Origin of the sequence: Rhodococcus sp. 14-2483-1-2, assembly GCF_002259405.1 — a bacterium.
Classification (GTDB): Bacteria; Actinomycetota; Actinomycetes; order Mycobacteriales; family Mycobacteriaceae; genus Rhodococcoides.
This window is the reverse complement of the sequence record NZ_NPFW01000004.1, coordinates 112331-131321: the sequence shown is the minus strand read 5'-3', so window position 1 is coordinate 131321 and position 18991 is coordinate 112331. Positions and strand designations below refer to the sequence as shown.

20 protein-coding genes are annotated in these 18991 nt (G+C 65.1%); 10 read left to right on the top strand and 10 right to left on the bottom strand.

Annotated elements, in window-relative coordinates:
- The first annotated feature begins 278 nt into the window (after positions 1-278).
- Both CH295_RS03240 and CH295_RS03235 read left to right on the top strand, forming a co-directional pair.
- Entirely contained in the window at positions 279-1184 is a 906-nt protein-coding gene (locus CH295_RS03240) for an acyl-ACP desaturase (RefSeq protein ID WP_094739772.1), read from the top strand.
- A gap of 155 nt (positions 1185-1339) precedes the next feature.
- A complete protein-coding gene (locus tag CH295_RS03235; protein WP_037191863.1) occupies positions 1340-2200 on the top strand; it encodes a universal stress protein in 861 nt (286 codons plus the stop codon).
- On the opposite strand, the gene CH295_RS03230 is transcribed toward CH295_RS03235, so the two are convergent.
- The 3 genes from CH295_RS03230 to CH295_RS03220 are packed head-to-tail and all read right to left on the bottom strand — an operon-like array spanning position 2193 to position 3880.
- Complete coding sequence (locus tag CH295_RS03230) at positions 2193-2519, bottom strand: cupin domain-containing protein (protein ID WP_068050089.1); 327 nt, start codon at positions 2517-2519, stop codon at positions 2193-2195. The two genes, CH295_RS03235 and CH295_RS03230, sit on opposite strands and share 8 nt — an antisense overlap.
- A gap of 54 nt (positions 2520-2573) precedes the next feature.
- Positions 2574-3083, bottom strand: coding sequence for a dihydrofolate reductase (locus tag CH295_RS03225; protein ID WP_094739771.1), 510 nt, complete (start codon positions 3081-3083; stop codon positions 2574-2576).
- Complete coding sequence (locus CH295_RS03220; RefSeq protein ID WP_094739809.1) at positions 3080-3880, bottom strand: thymidylate synthase; 801 nt, start codon at positions 3878-3880, stop codon at positions 3080-3082. The genes CH295_RS03225 and CH295_RS03220 overlap by 4 nt, the downstream gene beginning before the upstream one ends.
- A 29-nt stretch (positions 3881-3909) precedes the next feature.
- Between CH295_RS03220 and CH295_RS03215 the strand changes: the two genes are divergently transcribed.
- On the top strand, positions 3910-4776 hold the full coding sequence (locus CH295_RS03215; protein ID WP_094633086.1) for a DNA-formamidopyrimidine glycosylase family protein: 867 nt from the start codon (positions 3910-3912) through the stop codon (positions 4774-4776).
- Here CH295_RS03215 and CH295_RS03210 read toward each other — a convergent pair.
- Entirely contained in the window at positions 4769-6313 is a 1545-nt protein-coding gene (locus CH295_RS03210; RefSeq protein ID WP_094739770.1) for a carboxylesterase/lipase family protein, read from the bottom strand. The genes CH295_RS03215 and CH295_RS03210 overlap by 8 nt on opposite strands.
- A gap of 74 nt (positions 6314-6387) precedes the next feature.
- On the opposite strand from CH295_RS03210, the gene CH295_RS03205 reads away from it, so the two are divergent.
- From CH295_RS03205 to CH295_RS03185, 5 genes are all read left to right on the top strand, one after another.
- The gene (locus tag CH295_RS03205) at positions 6388-6948 is read left to right on the top strand and encodes a molybdenum cofactor biosysynthesis protein (protein ID WP_094739769.1); all 561 of its coding nucleotides are present in this window, start codon (positions 6388-6390) and stop codon (positions 6946-6948) included.
- Positions 6949-7100: 152 nt separating this feature from the next.
- Positions 7101-8492, top strand: a complete 1392-nt coding sequence (locus CH295_RS03200) for a GntP family permease (RefSeq protein ID WP_094739808.1) — start codon at positions 7101-7103, stop codon at positions 8490-8492.
- Between the two features lie 32 nt (positions 8493-8524).
- Positions 8525-9745, top strand: a complete 1221-nt coding sequence (locus CH295_RS03195; RefSeq protein WP_252341886.1) for a CaiB/BaiF CoA transferase family protein — start codon at positions 8525-8527, stop codon at positions 9743-9745.
- Complete coding sequence (locus tag CH295_RS03190) at positions 9746-10669, top strand: hydroxymethylglutaryl-CoA lyase (protein ID WP_094739767.1); 924 nt, start codon at positions 9746-9748, stop codon at positions 10667-10669.
- Entirely contained in the window at positions 10666-11655 is a 990-nt protein-coding gene (locus tag CH295_RS03185; protein WP_094739766.1) for a 2-hydroxyacid dehydrogenase, read from the top strand. The genes CH295_RS03190 and CH295_RS03185 overlap by 4 nt, the downstream gene beginning before the upstream one ends.
- Here the strand turns inward: CH295_RS03185 and CH295_RS03180 are convergent.
- Together CH295_RS03180 and CH295_RS03175 are read right to left on the bottom strand one after the other, a co-directional pair.
- Positions 11643-12419, bottom strand: a complete 777-nt coding sequence (locus tag CH295_RS03180; protein WP_037191884.1) for an IclR family transcriptional regulator — start codon at positions 12417-12419, stop codon at positions 11643-11645. The two genes, CH295_RS03185 and CH295_RS03180, sit on opposite strands and share 13 nt — an antisense overlap.
- Before the next feature lie 9 nt (positions 12420-12428).
- Entirely contained in the window at positions 12429-13022 is a 594-nt protein-coding gene (locus tag CH295_RS03175) for a TMEM175 family protein (RefSeq protein WP_094739765.1), read from the bottom strand.
- Positions 13023-13060: 38 nt separating this feature from the next.
- Between CH295_RS03175 and CH295_RS03170 the strand changes: the two genes are divergently transcribed.
- A complete protein-coding gene (locus tag CH295_RS03170; RefSeq protein ID WP_094739764.1) occupies positions 13061-14467 on the top strand; it encodes an APC family permease in 1407 nt (468 codons plus the stop codon).
- Here CH295_RS03170 and CH295_RS03165 read toward each other — a convergent pair.
- A complete protein-coding gene (locus CH295_RS03165) occupies positions 14461-15903 on the bottom strand; it encodes a dihydrolipoyl dehydrogenase family protein (RefSeq protein WP_094739763.1) in 1443 nt (480 codons plus the stop codon). The two genes, CH295_RS03170 and CH295_RS03165, sit on opposite strands and share 7 nt — an antisense overlap.
- A 29-nt stretch (positions 15904-15932) precedes the next feature.
- Between CH295_RS03165 and CH295_RS03160 the strand changes: the two genes are divergently transcribed.
- On the top strand, positions 15933-16691 hold the full coding sequence (locus tag CH295_RS03160) for an SDR family oxidoreductase (RefSeq protein WP_094739762.1): 759 nt from the start codon (positions 15933-15935) through the stop codon (positions 16689-16691).
- A 14-nt stretch (positions 16692-16705) separates the two neighbouring features.
- Here the strand turns inward: CH295_RS03160 and CH295_RS03155 are convergent, their stop codons facing one another.
- From CH295_RS03155 to CH295_RS03145, 3 genes are read right to left on the bottom strand one after another with little or no spacing between them, the layout of a single operon-like run.
- Entirely contained in the window at positions 16706-16951 is a 246-nt protein-coding gene (locus CH295_RS03155) for a DUF2630 family protein (protein WP_037191897.1), read from the bottom strand.
- A 16-nt stretch (positions 16952-16967) separates the two neighbouring features.
- Positions 16968-18215 carry a hypothetical protein gene (locus CH295_RS03150; protein WP_094739761.1) on the bottom strand — a complete coding sequence of 416 codons (1248 nt, stop codon included), beginning with the start codon at positions 18213-18215 and terminating at the stop codon, positions 16968-16970.
- Entirely contained in the window at positions 18212-18976 is a 765-nt protein-coding gene (locus CH295_RS03145) for a crotonase/enoyl-CoA hydratase family protein (RefSeq protein ID WP_037191901.1), read from the bottom strand. Before CH295_RS03145 ends, CH295_RS03150 begins: the two co-directional genes overlap by 4 nt.
- Positions 18977-18991 lie beyond the last annotated feature (15 nt).

Genomic DNA, 18991 nt, shown 5'->3' with positions numbered 1-18991 from the left:
TATCGATGCGCTTCCACGGCTCAATGTATGTAATCCCCGACGAAACCGCGGCGTTTTCGTACTTCAAGTTTGTTTCCTGGCCTCTAACAGGGTCGATCATAGGTTGTTATCAACGCGTTATCCACCATTTCGGAAAAATTCGTTGTGACCTATCTCGAGCGCGCGCCCCGGCCGCTTGCGACTTGCCCTAAACAATCGTCAAGGGGTCCACGACACGGGTTCGGCGGCCCTACGTTGATGTCGTTCGGAGTGGGTAGGCGGGCGGCGAAGGGGCGGGTATGCGCAGTGACATCGGGCAGTTCGCGGTTCTGCGAGAACTGTTGCCGACCATCGAGGTGAATCTCGCTCGCCATCGCGCCGAAGCCGTGCAGTGGGAACCGGCCGACTTCGTTCGGGCCGAGATGTACTGGGGTTCGCGGCCCTCGACCTTGACCGAGGCCGCCAAAGCGGCACTGGTGACCACTCTGTTGGTCGAACAGAACATTCCGCTGTACCGGCGAGATACCGCTGCCTCCGAGGTCGGGGTCTGGCCGTCGTGGCTCACGGAGTGGAGCGACGAACGGACCCGGCACGCAGTGGCCGTCACCGACTACCTGGTGGCCACCCGCAGCGTCGATCCGATCGCCCTCGGTCGAGCCCGAGCGCAGTGCATGACGGTGGGTTTCGACGCCCTGATGAACGGCGCGCACCTGCTCCGATCGCTGGCTCAGGTCGCCCTGGACGAGTCGGTCTCGAGTATCTGTCATCGCAACACCGCCGCTCAGTGCCACGATCCGGTGGCCGACCGCCTGCTCGGACGCATCGTCGCCGATCAGGACCTGCACGTCCGCTTCTTCTCCGACCTGGTCTCCGCGGCGCTCGACGTTGCACCGTCGCTGACCGTCACGGCGATCACCGAGGTCGTCATGAACTTCCAGCTCCCGGGCAGCAACCTGCCGGGGTTCGCGCGGAGCGCGATGCTCATCTCGCGTGACGGAATCTACGATCTACCGCGCCATCTCGACGAAGTCCTGCGTCCCTTGTTGGCGCAGTGGCGCATCTTCGAGCGCACGGATCTCGGCGTCGGAGCACGCAGCCGCGATCAGCTGGCCGACTATCTCGATCATCTCGACGCCCAGAACGCCGCTACCGAGCTCGGCCGCACGCGAAGCCAGGAGTACGCAAACGCATTGCGCGCCAGCTGACGCCATATACCCCGGGGGGTCCGTGGGACCGGCGCCTCTTCGGTTCGATCCGAATCGAAGAGGCGCTTGGGCGGGGGTCCATCGACTAGCCTGAAGTCCTATTCGTCAGACGCTCGAAGACCTCGTGCGCGGGGCAACGACCGGAGGCCCGAAACGTGACAGGCTCTCGACCGATCATCGTCGGTATCGACGGTTCCGCGGCAGCGGACAAGGCGGTGATCTGGGCGGCTCTCTGTGCGCGCAGACGCGATCGGCGATTGCACATCGTCACAGCCGTCGACATGCCAGGAGTGGTCGACCTGAGCGAATTCGCCGGAGAAGCAACCGAATTCGTGGCCACGGCCAAATCCAGACTGGTGGCGGCAGAAACTCTGGCGGCTCTGGTCGTCGACGATCCCACTTTCGAGGTGACCTCGAGCGCCGTCGAGGGCGGTGTGATGGACGTTCTCATCGGCGTCTCGGCACAGGCCGAGCTCCTGGTGATCGGGGCCAGCGAAACCGGCGCTGTCACACTCTCGTTGGCTGCGCACAGCGTCTCTCCGGTCGCGGTGGTGCGAGGCCGTGACATCGACGGTCGCCCGGTTGCCGAGGGGCCGGTCGTCGTCGGTATCGACGGCTCCGACGTCAACCAGGCTGCGGTCGAGTGGGCATTCGTCGAAGCATCGGCCCGGGGCGCCGTGCTGATCGCGGTGCACGTGTGGTCCGATGTCGATCTGACCCAGTCGTTCGGCCGTGCGCCCAAGGACTGGCAGGCCATCGCCGACGGTGAGGAGGCTCTGCTGGCAGAGAGCCTCGCCGGCTGGCAGGAGAGGTTCCCCGACGTCGAGGTACAGCGCGTCGTCGCTCAGGACCGTCCGGTGCGGATTCTGAGTGGATTGTCCGAAACCGGAGCGTTGATCGTGGTGGGCAACCGGGGGCGCGGCGGATTCGGTGGAATGCTGTTGGGCTCCACGAGTTTCGCGCTCGTCAACACCGCGGACTGCCCCGTGCTGGTCGTGCGGAAAGCGCTCACATAGCGACGGTCAGCAGGAAGCTCACGTCTTCGAGGGCCTCGACGCTGTGGCGGGCGTCGGGGATGACGAGAAGGTCGCCGGTCGAGCCCTTCCAGGAGCGCTCACCGGAGATCAGTTCGAGCTTGCCACTGAGTACCAGGACGGTCGACTCGCCGGAGAGGTCGTGTTCGGCCAGCTTGTTGCCTGCGGCCAGAGCCACGACCGTCTGCCGCAGGTGGCGCTGGTGACCGCCGTACACCGTCTGCGAACTGCGGCCACTCGACGCGCCGACTGCAAGTTTGAGCTGTTGGCGGGCAAGGGCGGTGAGTGACTTCTTGTCCATGATCGTCAGGATGACGCACCGCTCGCAGTCGCGACGGGGGAATCCTGAACGCGCTCAAGAAGGTTGGGTAGGCTTTCCGTACTCCACGAAGCGGAATCGGGTCCCGTCGACCCGGCTGTTCTGCCACTCGCCCGCCGTCGCAACCCAGCCGGCCGGAATCTCGGGAGCCCTCGTGTCGCCCTCGACGTCGAGATCGACCTCGGTCACCTCCAGGTGGGTCGCGATATCCATTGCACTGCGATAGATTTCGCCGCCGCCCATGACCCAGGCCGGGCTCTCGCCTACCAGGGCCACGGCGTCGGCGACACTCGATGCGTTCTCGGCACCGTCGGCGGTCCACGAGGAGTTGCGGGTGACCACGATGTTGCGCCGGCCGGGCAGTGGACGGAACTTCGCGGGCAGTGAGTCCCAGGTCTTACGGCCCATGATCACCGGATGCTCGGCCGTCTTCGATTTGAAGTGAGCCATGTCCTCGGGGACATGCCAGGGGATGGATCCCGCATCCCCGATGACGCCCGCGGTGGTCTGGGCCCAGATCAGACCGACGAAGTGCGGTGCACTCACACCGCTACCGGGGCCTTGATCGCCGGGTGATGCCGGTAGTCCACTATCTCGATGTCCTCGTAGGTGTAGTCGAAGATCGAATTGCGTTGCGCCAGTTTCAGAATGGGGTATGGATACGGCTCGCGTGAGAGCTGCTCGGTGACCTGATCGCGGTGGTTGTCGTAGATGTGGCAATCGCCGCCGGTCCACACGAACTCGCCGACCTCGAGGCCGGTCTGCGCCGCCACCATGTGCGTGAGCAGTGCGTAGCTGGCGATGTTGAACGGCACACCGAGAAACATGTCTGCACTGCGCTGGTAGAGCTGGCAGGAAAGCTTGCCGTCGGCCACGTAGAACTGGAAGAACGCGTGGCAGGGCGGGAGCGCCATCCGCGGGATCTCGCCGACGTTCCAGGCCGAGACGATCATTCGCCGCGAATCCGGATCGGTCTTCAGGGTCTCGATGACCTGGCTGATCTGGTCGATGTGCTCGCCCGACGGGGTGGGCCACGACCGCCACTGCACGCCGTAGACGGGGCCGAGTTCACCGTCCGGCGCTGCCCACTCGTCCCAGATGCTCACGCCGTGCTCCTGCAGCCACGTGGCGTTCGAGTCTCCGCGCAAGAACCACAACAGCTCGTAGACGATCGACTTCAGATGGACCTTCTTGGTGGTGATCAACGGGAAGCCCGCTGCCAGGTCGAAGCGCATCTGATGCCCGAACACGCTGGTGGTGCCGGTTCCCGTGCGGTCGGATTTCGCCGTACCGGTATCGAGGATGCGGCGCAGCAGATCTTCGTACGGAGTCGGAACCATCACGACGGTCATCGTAGCTGCATACTGGACACATGCCGGAATTACCCGAGGTGGAAGCCCTTGCCGGCTTTCTGCGCGAGCATGCCGTCGGTGCCGTGATCGGTCGCATCGACATCGCCGCGCTGAGCGTTCTCAAGACGTTCGATCCGCCGATCACCGAGCTGCAGGGCAAGGACGTCACCGATGCCGCCCGCTTCGGGAAACATCTGGCCCTCCGAGCCGGTGACCTCTGGCTGATCACCCATCTCTCTCGCGGAGGATGGCTGCGGTGGGTGGACAACCCCAGCGTTGCACCGCCGAAGCCGGGCAAAGGCCCCCTGGCGCTGCGGATCCACTTCTTCACCCCCGAGGGGGCGACGCCCGCCATCGATCTCACCGAAGCCGGTACCAAGAAGCGATTGGCGGTGTGGGTGGTGCGCGACCCACAGCAGGTCGCGAGTATCGCGCGGCTCGGACCCGACGCGCTGGCGGTCACCGAGCTCGAATTCGCCGAGATCCTCGGCAGCACCACCGCACGACTGAAGACCTCGTTGGTGGATCAGTCCCTGCTGGCCGGCATCGGCAATGCGTATTCGGACGAAATCCTGCACGTCGCCAAGCTGTCGCCGTTCGCATCGTCGAGCAAGCTCGATGCGGAGTCCGTCGGGGCGCTCTATGCGGCGATGCGTTCTGTCCTGTCCGACGCGGTGGCCCGCTCGGCCGGGCAGGATGCGGCGCGTCTGAAGGGGGAGAAGCGATCGGGGATGCGGGTGCACGCCAGAACCGGACTTCCCTGCCCGGTGTGCGGCGATCCGGTACGCGAGGTCGCCTACGTCGATCGCTCGTTTCAGTACTGCGCGACGTGCCAGACGGCCGGCAAGATTCTCGCCGACCGTCGCATGTCCCGCCTGCTCAAGTGACGGGTTCGAGCTTCTGGCTGTCGTAGCCCCGGTAGCCTTCCCACGCCTTGCGACGATCGCTCCGTGGATCCTTCTGTACCCGCGTGCGGGTGTCGAATATCAATGTCTTGCGGTCGGATTCGTCGTACGCCGGCCACGAGTCGAGCGGCTTTCCGTTGGTGGCGAACGTAATCCACTGAGACTGCACGGCCTCTGTGACGTCGGCGAAGGCCTTGCGCCCGCCCGCCACCGTCAGCGCCTTGCCGAACAAGGTCTTGCTGATGCCGAACACCGCGAACAACTCGAAGCCGTGGGTGGCGTCGAAACCGAGCAGCTTCATCGACCTGGGGGCGAAGTCGAACCGGTAGAAGTACGTCGGTGCGTGACGCGAATGTCCTTCGGCCACTTCGAGAGACGGCTTCCAGAAGGTGAAGTCTCCACCGAAGTCGATGGCCGCCCGCTCGTTGGGGTAGCCCCGGTAGCCCGAGGTGACCACGGCTTCGGCGTCTGGATCGGTCAGTGAGAACAGCTTGGTGATGCGCTCGGGGTTGGTGGGCAGCGCGTCGAGGAACTTCGGAAACAGTGTTCCCTCACGGGCATTGGTACCGATGATCAGTGGGACGCGGTGCGCGGTTCCGTTCGCATAGGCCTCGACCGGGCTGACCGGGAGGAAGTCGCCGTCGATCACCGGGCCGAACGGAAGCAGACCCGGAGTGCGGTGCAGGGTGGTGAGGCCGAGTTTGGTGCCGGCCCGGCCGAGCCGCAGCACCTCGGCGTTCTCCAGCGTCTCGGCAGCGTTGTCGACCGTGCCGCCGAGATAGCCGACGTACTCGCGTGCCCATTGATCGGCGCGTTCCTTGGTGGCCGTCATGCCGGGAGCAGAGCTCTCGGAAATGGCTTGGGCGAACAACCCTTTCGCGGCGGGAACCGTCAGCAGTGTGGTGACGGCATTCCCACCGGCCGACTCGCCGAAGATCGTGACGTTGTTGGGATCGCCGCCGAAGTTCGCGATGTTGCGCTGTACCCACTCGAGCGCCGCAACCTGGTCGCGCAGGCCGAGATTGGAGTCGAAGGGCCGCTCGGGAGTGGAGAACTGGGACATGTCGAGGTAGCCCAGTGCGCCGAGTCGGTAGTTGACCGACACGTAGATGATGCCGTCGCCGTCCTTCAGCGAGCGCCGCACCAGAGAACCGCCGCCGTACAGCGGGGTGGCCGACGTGCCGAGCGTGTAGGCACCACCGTGAATGAACACCATGACCGGACGTGGGCTCGCGCTCGGTGCGCTCGGGGCCAACACGTTGAGCGTCAGGCAATCCTCGCTCGACGGCTGGTATTTGCCCACCGCGAGCATCGTGCCGCGCTTGTGCTGAATCGAGGCGTTGCCCCACTCGGTGGCGTCGCGCACGCCCGTCCACGGCTGCGTCGGTTGCGGCGCGCGGAACCGAAGCGGGCCGACGGGTGGGGTGGCATAGGGGATGCCGCGCCAGGTGGTGAGGTCGCCCACCGGCTTGCCCTCGATGATGCCGTCGGTGGTGGTCACGCGTGTCGTCACAGCCATGTCGCGAGTGTACTGATCCGTCCTTACCCGCGGGTAAGAACCGGCTGGGTTCGGTACCGGGCAGACTCGAGAGCATGCCTTTCGAGTATCGAGCCCAGATAGTGGAGCTGCTGCGGGCGCCCTCGCACGCGTACTTCGGGAGATCCAAGGACGGCCCGGCCGATGTGCCGACCGAACTGCCCGACAGTGTCGAGATCGTGGCCCACAAGGGCATCCGCGGCGATCGATTCTTCGGTGTGAAAGCGCATACCGAGGCGGCGGTGAGCTTTCTGTCGCTCGAGGCATGGGAGGCCGTGGGGGATGTGCTCGGTGTCGAGGTGCCCGATCCCTCGGTGGCCCGACGAAATGTCGTCGTGCGCGGTCTCGAGCTCGACCCACTGCGCGGTCTGGAATTCGAGCTCGATTCCGGTGATGGCTGGATTCGGTTCCGGGGCGGGCGACCGGCCCATCCCTGCGCGTGGATGGACCGCATGGTGGTCGACGGCGCACGCAAGGCACTGATCGGTCGTGGCGGGCTGCGGGTGGAACCGCTGTCCGACGGCATCCTGCGGGTCGGGGAGGTGGCGGTGCGTTCACCTGTCGAACTCGACGCCTCCCGCGCGGCGTTGTCGGTCAGGCGCGCGCAGCCGATCTGACCTGGCTCTCGGTGGACGCTCGTGGCTCGATGCTGCCCGAGCTCTTGCTCACGAAGTAAATCTATGCCCATAATGTGGGTATCAGTGTGGTGGATCACACCGAACCGCCTGCCATGGCAGCGGTCACTCTCACCCAGCGGGAAGAATCGCCGATGTCCGATATGTGGATCGTGATCAACACCGTCGTCGCCGTTCTGGCGGTGGTGGTCTTCATCGTTCGTTTTCACTTCAACCCGGTGATCTCGCTGGTACTCGGGGCCGCGTACCTGGGACTGGCGACGAAGCTGGGAGTGTCGACCACTGTCGACACGATCACCGGCGGATTCGGCGAGATCATGGCCGAGGTCGGCCTGCTCATCGCCTTCGGCGTTCTGATGGGTTCGGTACTGCAGGAGATGAGTGCCATCCAGCGACTCGTCGGAACGCTGCTGCGAACGTTCGGTCCCAAGCGTCTGCCGTACGCGCTGTCTCTGACCATCGCGACCCTGCTGCAGTCCATCTTCCTCGACGTGCTGCTGGTGATCTCCGCTCCACTCGCTCGGAATCTCGCCCCCAAGATCGGCAAGTACGGCACAGCGAGGATGGCCACGGCCCTGGCCATCGCCCTCGAATGCGGCATCGTCTTCATGGTCCCCGGTGTCGCGACGCTCGCCTTGGCCGGACTGCTCGGAGTGCCGCTGGGCAAGATGATGATCTACGGACTGATTTTGATCGTGCCGGTGGTGGTGCTGTCGGTGGCCATCATGTCGTTCGTCTTCCGGCACGGTTGGTGGAACGAGGAGAAGGACGAGCAGCAGATCGGCGTGGTCCCAGAGCCTGTGGTTCCCGAGGCGGTCGATTCCGAGGACGAGCCCCTCGAATCCGGAGGTGGCGTGGCCCAGAAGGTCCGCACCGAGAAGCAGACGTCGCTGCTGGTGTTGCTCTCGCCGCTGCTGCTCGCGCTCGTCCTCATTGCCATCGGTGCCGTTCTCGAAGTCGCCGAAATCTCTGTTCCGGTAGTCGAATTCATCGCCAGCCCGGTCATCGCGCTCCTCATCGGACTGGTGGGGACGTGCCTCATCGGCCGGTACCACGTCGGTCAGGCACGGGTGGAGAAGGCGTTGGCTCGTGGTTTCGCCGAGAGCGGTCAGATCCTGATCCTCACCGGTGTCGGCGGGTCGCTCGCGGCTGTCATCAACGAGGCAGGGCTCGGCGACATTCTCGGCCAGTACTTCACGGCCAGCACCGCTGCTCCTCTGCTGATGGTGTGGGTCATCGCTGCGGCGTTGCACATCGCCGTCGGATCGGTGACGATCTCCGCCATCACCTCGGCCGGCATCCTCGCCCCGGTCGCTCCATTGATCGGTCTCGACCCGGTGTTCATCGCGCTCGCCGCGGGTGCCGGATCGCTGTTCGCCGTCCACGTCACCAGTAACACCTTCTGGCTGCTGCAGTCCTTGATGGGCCAGTCGACCAGGGGCACACTCAAGACATGCTCGGTGGGCGTCTCGGTGGCATCGGTCATCGCCATCGCGTTGATCGTGCCGATGAGCTGGATCCTGTGAGCTCGTCTCCTGTGAGAATCGAAAGGAACACGATGGCATTGCCGCTCAGCGGAGTTCGAGTCCTCGAACTCGGCAACTACATAGCCGCCCCTACTGCGGCGCGCATGCTCGCCGACTTCGGTGCCGAGGTCATCAAGGTCGAGCGGCCAGGAACCGGCGACGAACTACGCAACTGGCGGCTGTACTCCGGCACGACGTCGATGCTCTACCGCACGATCAACCGGAACAAGAAGTCGATCGTGCTCGACCTGCGTACCGAACAGGGGCGCAAGGACGTCGTCGATCTCGCGGCGAAGTGCGACATCGTGCTCGAGAACTTTCGCCCCGGCACTCTGGAGAAGTGGGGTATCTCGCCGGAGGTGCTCTCTGCGGCCAACCCCGAGTTGATCATCACGCGCATCTCGGCCTTCGGGCAGACCGGTCCCATGTCGCAGCGACCCGGATTCGCGGCTGTCGCAGAGGCATACGGCGGCTTCCGCAATCTCGTGGGTGACCCGGACCGGCCACCGGTTCGAGTGGGGGTCTCGATCGGTGACTCGATCGCCGGCCTGTACGCGGCGTTCGGATGCGTCATGGCCCTGTTTCAACGGCAGACCCAGCGCGCGTCGCAGGCACCGGACGAGCAGTCCCCGCTGTCGCTGGCACAGCGTTCCATCGATGTGGCGCTGAACGAATCCATTCTGTCGATGATGGAATCGCTGATCCCGGATTATCTGGCGTACGGCGTCGAACGCGAGCGAACGGGCGGCCGGATGGAGGGCATCGCCCCGTCGAATGCGTACCCGTGCAACGACGGTCACTCGATCATCATCGCAGGCAACGGCGACGCCATCTTCCAGCGATACATGGAGACCATCGATCGTCCCGACCTGGGAGCCGATCCGGACCTGGCGTCCAACGCCGGCCGGTGGCGTCGACGCGACGAGTTGGACGCAGCCATCTCGGCCTGGACCGGATTGCATTCGCGCGAGCAGGCTCTGAAGATTCTCGACGCCGCCGGAGTGCCGTCGGGTCCGATCTACACCGCGGCCGATATCGTCGCCGACGAGCAGTACGCCGCCCGCAACATGATTCAGCACTTTCCGGTCGACACCGGAGGCGAAAAGCCCGCCGACGTCGGATTCGTCGGCGTCGTCCCGGTGATCGGTGACGCGTCTCTGCCGATTCGTTCGGTCGGACCGGATCTGGGTGAACACACTCGAGAAGTACTGTCGACTCTGCTCGGCCGCACCGACCAAGAGATGGGCCTGTAGATGTACCGATTCACCCCCGCTGCGGAGCTGCGCGACGTCACGATGCGCGACGGTCTGCAGCTCACCGGCAAGATGCTCGCCACCGAACGCAAGCTCGAGATCATCAGGGCCCTCATCGAACTCGGTGTGCCGTCGCTCGAAATCGGATCGATGGCGCGGGGCGACAAGGTGCCGCCGATGGCCAACACCCTCGAGGTGATCGGCGAGCTCACCGCCGACGAACTCGCGCGATGCTGGGTGTGGGTCGCCACTCCACGCCACGTCGAGAAGGCAGCCGCCGCGGGGGCTCGCAACTTCCAGTACTGCTTCTCGGCCTCGGACTCGCACAACCAGGCCAACATCGGTAGGACCACCGAGGTGTCCCTGGCAGCGATGCCCGACGCCGTCGACATCGCACGATCGGTGGGCGGCGAGATCGAGCTGTGTATCGCGACGTCCTTCACCTGCCCGTTCGAGGGCCAGGTGCCGCCGGACCGTGTCATCGAGATAGCCAACGACGAACGCGCAACCGGCGCAACGGATATCGTCATCTGCGACACCCTGGGTCAGGCGATTCCGGTGCAGGTGCAATCGCTGATCTCACGGGTCCGCGCCGAAACTCCCGACCGCAGAGTGGTGTTCCACGGTCACGACACCTGGGGTCTCGGCGTTGCGAACACTCTCGCCGCGATCTCGGCCGGAGCAACGATGGTCGACGGCTCGCTCGGCGGACTCGGCGGTTGTCCCTTCGCTCCCGGTGCCAGCGGCAACACCTCGTCGGAGGACATTCTGTTCGCGACGCGTCCGGACTGGTTCGAGCCGAAAACCCTGGCCGCCATGGTGACTCTGTCGGAGGAGTTGCTCACCGAACTGGGCGAGCCCATGCGATCGAAAACCGTTCAGGGTGCCAGGTCCGAAGCGCGTGCCTTCGAGTGGGTCCTATGAGCCGCATCCTCGTCACCACCGAGATCCCGGCTCCGGGCATGGACATCCTGCGCGCCGCGGGGGACGTGGACCTGCGGGAGGTCGATCACGATCAGTTGCTCGACGCCTGCGCCTCGGGGGACTACTCCGTGGTCGTCTCTCAGCTGCGAGATCGGTTCGACGCGGAGTTACTGGCCTCGGCGTCGATCACCGGGATCTCCAACTACGCCGTCGGATTCGACAACATCGACATCGCAGCCGCAACCGCCAACGGCATCACGGTTGCCAACACCCCTGGGGTGCTGACGGATTCGACCGCGGACATCGCGATGCTGCTCATCCTGTCCACGGCCCGCCGGGCCGTCGAGGCCGATGCGTTCGTCCGCTCCGGCTCGTTCACCGGCTGGGAGCCGGAACTGCTTCTCGGCAGCGATGTCTCGGGCCGGGTGCTGGGGCTGGCCGGGTTCGGCCGCATTGCCCGCGCCACCGCGCGCCGAGCACTGGGCTTCGGCATGACGGTCAAGTTCTGCCCCCGTCCGCCCGGCGACCGAGAGGTCTCCGAGAACGAGCTCGGTGAGTTCACGGGTCGCGTCGAGCATGCGTCGTGGGACGAGATCGTCACGACCAGCGACTTCCTGTCCCTGCATGTTCCGTTGTCGGATTCCACTCACCATCTGGTCGACGCAGCCGTACTCGGAGCGATGAAGCCGTCGGCGATCGTGATCAACACCGCGCGCGGACCGGTGATCGACGAGGCCGCTCTGGTGACCGCGCTGCGCGAGGGCACCGTTGCTGCAGCAGGATTGGACGTCTACGAACGCGAGCCGGCCCTCGAACCCGGTCTGGCGGATCTGCCCAACACGGTGTTGCTCCCGCACGTGGGGAGTGCGACGGTATCGGTACGGTCGGAGATGGCGCGGCTGTGTGCAACCAATGCCGCCGCGATGTTCGGTGGTTCGATGCCACCGCATCCGGTGAATCCCGACGCCTGGTCTCACGCGGGGTAGCGGCCGCCGAGGGTCCTCGTGATCCGCTCGGCATGGGAGATCAACAGATCCACCCAGTCCTCGCACTGCGACTGCGGCATCCTCAGCGTCGGTCCGCTGATGGTGACGGCACCGACGATGTCCGCGGCCGAGTCGAACACCGGCGCTGACAGTCCCGATGCGCCGGTCTCGCGCTCGCCGGTGGTGATCGCGTAGCCGTCGGACCTGGTCTGCGCCAACAGGGTCCGCATCGTCTCGGCTTCGGTCACCGTCTGCTCGGTCATCGATTCGAGTTCGCGAGAGAGGACACGCTCGGCGAGCTCGTCGTCCCAGGCCAGCAGGACGCGGCTGGCCGATCCCGCGCTGAGTGGGATGACCTTGCCGACGTACATGTCTCGGCGCAAGGCATGCCGCGTCTCGGCGATGGCGACGCACACACGGTAGTTCTGTTCGGGCCTGAAGAAGCACGCGGTCTCGGTCGTCAGGTCTCGCATGTCCTTGAGAACAGGGTTGACGACCGACAGCACGTCGAGGTCCTTGGTCGCCGTCGCGGCCCAATAGGCCATGCGGACCCCGATGCGAATGCGATCGCCGCGCCGGTCCAGAAATCCCTGCTGCACAAGGTTGGTGACGAGGCGCTGCACCGTCGAGGTCGGCAGGCCAGTGGTCTGTTGGATCTCACCGAGGGTCATGGACGGGCGGTCGAACGAGAAGGCGTCGAGAATCTCGGTGATCTTGCCCAGCACGAGAAGCGGTTGCTGCTTCGACGCGCTCTCGGTGCTCACACGACCAATCTACTTGGCCACCCGCTCCTCGAGACGGTTGATCGGCGCGGTGAGCAACAGAATCAGCAACGACCACAGGCCGAGCGGGGTGAACGACAGCCCGAGAGCGACCAGCATCAGTACCGACGTGATGGCTCCGTTGCGCGTGCTCCCGGACGTCGGGGTGTCGCGCGCGACGATGTTCGGGTGCCGAGACACGATCACGTCGGCCACGAACATCGCGATGACGGACACCGCGATGGTCGCGACGTAGAGCGGAGAGGCGCTCGCGTCGTAACCGCTCTTCTCGGCGATCAGCTTGGTGGGGAACGGGAGAAACACTATGGACAACAACCAGACGAAATTCACCCACATCAGACCCCGGGTGTACCCGACCAGGTTCCGGAAGACCCGATGATGGCTCAGCCACTGCGAGAAGATGACCAGAAAGCTGAGGACGAATGCGAACAGCTCGACCCCGTGCTCACGCAGAATATCGACGAATTGTGCACTGTCGTCCGGTTCTGCCAGTTCCACCAACGGAAGAATGAGCAGCGTTGCAGCGATCGCGACCACAGCGTCACTGAAGTTGACCAGTCTCTCGAAACCGCGTTCGTATTCCATGTCAGCATTCTGCTCCCTCTGCGAGTAGCGTCCGAACGATGTCCGAGCGACGTACTCTGACCACCGGACGAGTGGTATTTCTTGTGGTGGCTGCCGCGGCACCGATGGCGGCGATGATCGGCAATGTACCGCTGGCCCTGATCCGCGGCAACGGTGCCGGTCTGCCCGCGGCGTACGCGATCAGTGCTGTTGTGCTGCTCTGCTTCTCGGTAGGTTTTGCGGCGATCAGCCAGCAGGTGTACAGCACCGGTGCGTTCTACACCTACATCGGTCTGGCGTTGGGTAAGCCGCCCGGTGTCGCTGCCGCATATGTCGCAGTTGTCGCGTATACGTCGCTGGCGTGCGGACTTTCCGGCGCATTCGGATATTTCACGCATTTGGTATTCGCCGACTCGGGTATCGATATTCCGTGGTATATCTTCACGGCAGCCGCTGTCGTGATTGTCGCATTCCTGGGTTTCCGAAACGCCGACCTCTCGGCCAAGGTTCTCGGAACTCTGATGGTGCTCGAATTTGCGTTTCTGACGGTGTTCAACGCCCTGGTGGTGAGTGACAAGGGGACCGCGGCACTGCCACTGGAGTCGTTCACTCCGACGCAGGTGTTCTCCGGGTCGCTGGGGATAGCAATGATGTTCGCTTTTTCAAGTTTCATCGGTTTCGAGTCCGCAGCTCTGTACGGTGAGGAAACCAAGGACCCCAGACGCAGCATCCCGCGCGCGACATTCATCGCGGTCACGCTCATCGCGGTCTTCTACGTGCTGACGAGTTGGATCATCGTCGGGGCCGCGGGTGGAGTCGACGCACCGGTGCTGGCCCAGACCGAACTGGGCAATCTTCTGTTCACGCTGGCGCAGCAGTACGGCGGAACAGTGCTGTACGACGGTACCGCGGTGCTGCTGTGCACCAGTGTGCTCGCGTCGTATCTCGCCGTGCACAACGCAGCCAGTCGATATCTGTTCGCTCTCGGGCGTGAGCGCGTACTTCCGGTGCGGCTGGGCCGAATTCACCCGAAGCACTCGAGCCCCCACATCGGCAGTATCACCGCCTCGATCGTGGCTGCAGTGGCGCTGGCGGTGTTCGCGGTGACCGGTGCCGACCCGTACCTGATCTACGCTGCCGGTGCCATCGGCCTCGGAACTCTGGGGGTGATCGCCTTGCAGGCTGCGGCAGCGCTGTCGGTGGTGGTGTTCTTCATCGGCCATCCGGATCGCTCACTGTGGCGCACCGGGATTGCCCCCGGCATCGGCTTCGCCGGTTTCATGACCGGATTGGTGCTCGCCGGAACGCATTACAGCATCCTGACCGGTTCCGATTCTGCGGTCGTCAATGCAATCCCTGTGGTGCTGATCCTCGCCGCGATCCTGGGGGTACTGGTGGCGCTGCGCATCAAACGTGCCGACCCGACAACCTACGAGGGCATTGCCGCGGCCTACATGCGTCAGTGATCGGGTGTTCGACGCGCCTCGAGTAGCCGGAGCCAGATCTCGCTGACCGTCGGATACGACGGCACCGCATGCCACAGGTCGTCGAGCGAGACCTTGCCGACCACTGCGACAGTGGCGGCATGAACGAGCTCGGCGACGCCCGGGCCGACGAACGTCGCGCCTACTATCGTGTCCGTGGCGCGGTCGATCACCAGCTGCGCACGGCCCGAGTAGTCGTCCTGCTGCAGAGACGAACCCGCGACGGCGATGTCCTGCGCCACGATCTCGACGTCGATGCCTTCCTTTCGGGCCTTTGCCTCGGTCAGTCCGACGGACGCCACCTCGACCGGAGTGAACACCACCTGGGGGATCTGACCGTGATCCGCTGATGCGCGGAATCGCTTGCTGTCCAGCGGCTTTCCCTCGGCTCTGGCGGCGATGACGTCGCCGGCCACCCGGCCCTGGTACTTGCCCATGTGCGTCAGTGGCGCGCGGCCGTTGACGTCGCCCACCGCGTAGAGCCAGTCGTGACCGGCAACGTTCAGATGATCGTCGACGTCGATGTAGTGGTCCTCGTCGAGTCCGAGGCTCGACAATCCGAGGTCCGCACTCGCCGGGGTGCGGCCGGCCGCAACCAGAATCTCATCGGCGACGATCTCGGTACCGTCGACCACGAGACCGACCGGGCCGCCGTGGATTCGGCCGATGCCGGTGTCGGCAGGGTTCTCTCGTGACACCGACTCGAGGGAGGCGTCGAGCATGATCGCCCCGCCGCGCTTCCTCAGCGCCTCGGCGACCAGTTCACCGGCGAACGGTTCGGAACCGGCCAGCAGCGACGATCCGCGCACGATCATCGTGACCTTTGCTCCGAGCGAGAGCAGCCAGGTCGCCGCCTCCGTCGCGACGACGCCACCGCCGATGATGGCGATGTGCCCTGGGGTCTCGTGAATGTTGGTGGCATCGCGGGAGATCCACGGCCGGGCGTCGCGCAGGCCGGGGGTGTTCGGCACCGATGCGGTGGTTCCGGTGGCGAGGACAACAGCGTGACGAGCGGTGAGTGTGCGGCCGTCGACCTCGACGGTCCTGGCCCCGGTGAGTCGCCCGTGGCCACGGACCACCGAGATGCCTGCCGACTCGGCCCACGTCACCTGCGAGGAGTCGTCGAGGCTGTGGGTGAAGGATTCGCGTCGGGCCAGGACGGCGTCGGCGTCGAGGGGTTGATCGCCAACCAACTCTTTGACTCCCGGCATGTTTCGTGCGGTGTCGAGAACCTCGCTCGGACGCAGCAGTGCCTTGCTCGGCATGCAGGCCCAGTACGAGCATTCACCGCCGAGCAGTTCGTGTTCGACGATCACCGCGGTGCGATCGCTGCCCTGTATTGCGTACTGCGCGGCATTTTCGCCGACCGGTCCACCGCCGATGACGATGACATCGAATTCCGAGCTTTCTGAGGCCATTGCTCCACAGTGACATAGGCTCGCCGCTTATGGCGACCACTCGGAACAAGATTCTGATCACCGGAGCGAGCTCGGGGCTCGGTGAGGAAATGTCGCGACGGTTCGCAGGCATGGGCCGGGACCTTGCGCTCTGCGCCCGACGCGTCGAGCGGTTGGACGATCTTCGCGCCGAGTTGATGCATCACAACCCGAACATCACCGTGGTGGTTCGAGCCCTCGACGTCACCGATCACGACGCGGTCGGTGAGGTGTTCGGAAGATTGCGAGACGAATTGGGCGGCCTCGATCGAGTGATCGTCAATGCCGGGCTCGGCAAGGGCGCGAAGATCGGCACCGGCCGGGCCGAGGCCAATCTGCAGACCGCACGCACCAACTTCGTCGGGGCCCTGTCGCAGGCGGAAGCTGCACTGTCGATCTTCAGAGAGCAGAAGCGCGGGCACCTGGTGTTCGTCTCGTCCATCAGCGCCGACCGGGGACTGCCGGGAGCCAAAGCGGCCTACTCGGCCAGCAAGGCCGCAGTGGCTTCGCTGGGTGAATCGCTGTCCACGGAACTGTCGCGAACCGACATCGCCGTCACCACCCTGCTACCCGGCTTCATCGCCACCGACATGTCCGCCAAAGCGGGCGACAGTGCCGCTCTCACAGCCACTCTCGACCAGGGTGTCACCGCGATGGTCGACGCGATCGAGAGCGAGACCCGCCGCGCCGCGCTACCCGGACTCAAGTGGCGTGGCATCGACGCGGCGCTGCGGTTCCTGCCGAACGTGCTGACGGATCGGATGGTCTAGGAGTCGGGCACGGGCTACTGCAGGTACCCCTCGACCCGGTCGACGCTGTTGGCCGTTGCGGTGTCGGGGTTCTTGCCCGCATCGATGCGCGCCCGACGCTGGCGGAGCAGGTCCCAGCACTGATCGAGGGCGTGTTCGAGGGACGCCAGTTGGGCCTTCTCGGTGTCCGGGTCGATGTCGCCCGACTGGGCCTCGGTGCGAAGCTTGTGCTCGGTGGCGATGAGCTGCTGGATCTTGGTGTGGATATCGTGCTCGTTCATGGCGACAACGGTAGACCTACCAGGGTTTGGCGGCCAGGTTCCGTGTTGCCAGGGCTCGCTGCACGGCCGCGGTGAGCTCGGCGGTCGATCCGGCCAACGCGTCGTCGGTGCACACGAGCGAGAGTGTGTAGTTGCCGTCCAGGCGCGAGAGATAGGTCGACATTCTGATCGTCGACAGCGCGCCCGACGGATTCGGATGGATCGCGCGGGTTGCGAGTCCGCACGATCGGTGGGTGCCGAGTGCGGTGATGCCGTCGGGAATGTTGCCGATGTTGGAGCACAACACTTCTCCGCGCCCCGGGGTCGACGTCAGCTTGGCGGCGACGCGATGGGGGAGCAGCTGGACGATCTCGGGTGGATAGCCTGCGGGTGCTCCCACCGGCTTGCCGAACGCCTCCTTGCACGCTGCTCGGATGGCCGCGGGCGAGTCGTCTCCGCGGACGGCGACGGTGGCCATGCCGATCGCATTGGCGTCACCGGACCCGGTGCGAAAAGGAATGTCGACGGTCACCGCGGGTGACCCGAGTTCTCTCATCGTGGCGGCGACGACCGAGACGAACAACGAATTGGCCGATCCGCCGACACTTTCTGCCGCCGAATCCCACTCTGCGGCATCGATATCGACGATCACCGCGTACATCTGCCGCGCCCGGTGCGGGGTGACGCCGCCGCTGTCGGCGGTGGTGAATGCTCGCAGTTCGGCTCGGGCCTTCTTACTGACCCACAACCTCGCCGTCGCTGCGATGGATCGTTGGAGAACGGTGAAGATCATCGAGAGCGCGTCCCTCACATCCGATCCCGGGTGCAGCGCCGGTACGGGTGTCGATCCGGCGAATGCGCGGGCCGCAGCGTCGATGAGCTCACGAGCATCGGCCAGTGCGTGCGAACACACCAGAGACAGGACAGTGCCGCCGTGTGCAATGGGCGCGGCCGTCAACCGCCAGCCGGGCCCGTACTGCGGGTCGAGTCGAACGTCTGCCTGCGCGTCGGCCCATCCGATGATGTCGTCGACCGCGTCGGTACCGTAGTCGAGTGGGAGCGATTCGGACGAGATGTCCCATCGAAGTCGTGCCCCCGGTGTGCGGGGCTTGCCGACTCGACGGCCGAGCTGCCCGATGGCCAGCTCGTCGTGGACCCGGTGTAGTTCTTCTGCGCTCACCGTCTCGGTGGTGCGCCAGATACCTTGCAGCGCAATCGGAATTCCATAACCGCGGTGGGTCCGGAGAAATATCTCGTCGATCACCGACAGGCGTGTGGATTTCACGGGCTCGCGGTGCCGTGTCGTCCCGCCCCCGATGCGAACCGGCTCGCGCCACTGAGCGCATCGGCGTTGATCGAGATGGCACCGTGTCGGAATTCGTTCTTCAGGGCGGACTCTTCGTCGAGGCCGTCCTGTTCCAGCAGGGACAACCGATCCTCACGCATGCAGGTCTGCGGTAGCAGCGCGAGCTCGGCGGCCAATGCCTCTGCTTCCGACCGGGCTCGGCCCACCGGAACCACTCTGGTGATCAGTCCCATGTTCAACGCCTCTTCGGCATCGACGGCGCGACCGGTGAGGATCATGTCCATCGCCCGGCCCGTACCGACGATGCGCGGCAATCGCACTGTGCCGCCGTCGATCAACGGAACTCCCCAGCGCCTGCAGAAGACGCCGAACGTGGCGTCGTCCTCGGCGATGCGGAGGTCGCACCACAGAGCGAGTTCCAGTCCGCCCGCGACGGCGTATCCCGACACGGCCGCGATGACCGGCTTGGACAACCGCATTCGCGTCGGGCCCATCGGTCCGTCCCCGTGTTCGGTCGCGTGATTCGAGCGCGGTGTGCCCAGTGCCTTGAGGTCGGCTCCCGAACAGAACGTGCCGCCCTCGCCCCACAGGACTGCCACCGAGGCGGATTCGTCGGCGTCGAACTCCTCGAACGCCTGGATCAACTCCTGAGCGGTGGGGCCGTCGACGGCATTGCGGGCCTCCGGACGCGACAGGACGATGGTGGTGACGGGGCCTGATCGTTCGATCCGTACCGGCATATCTGTGAACCCTAC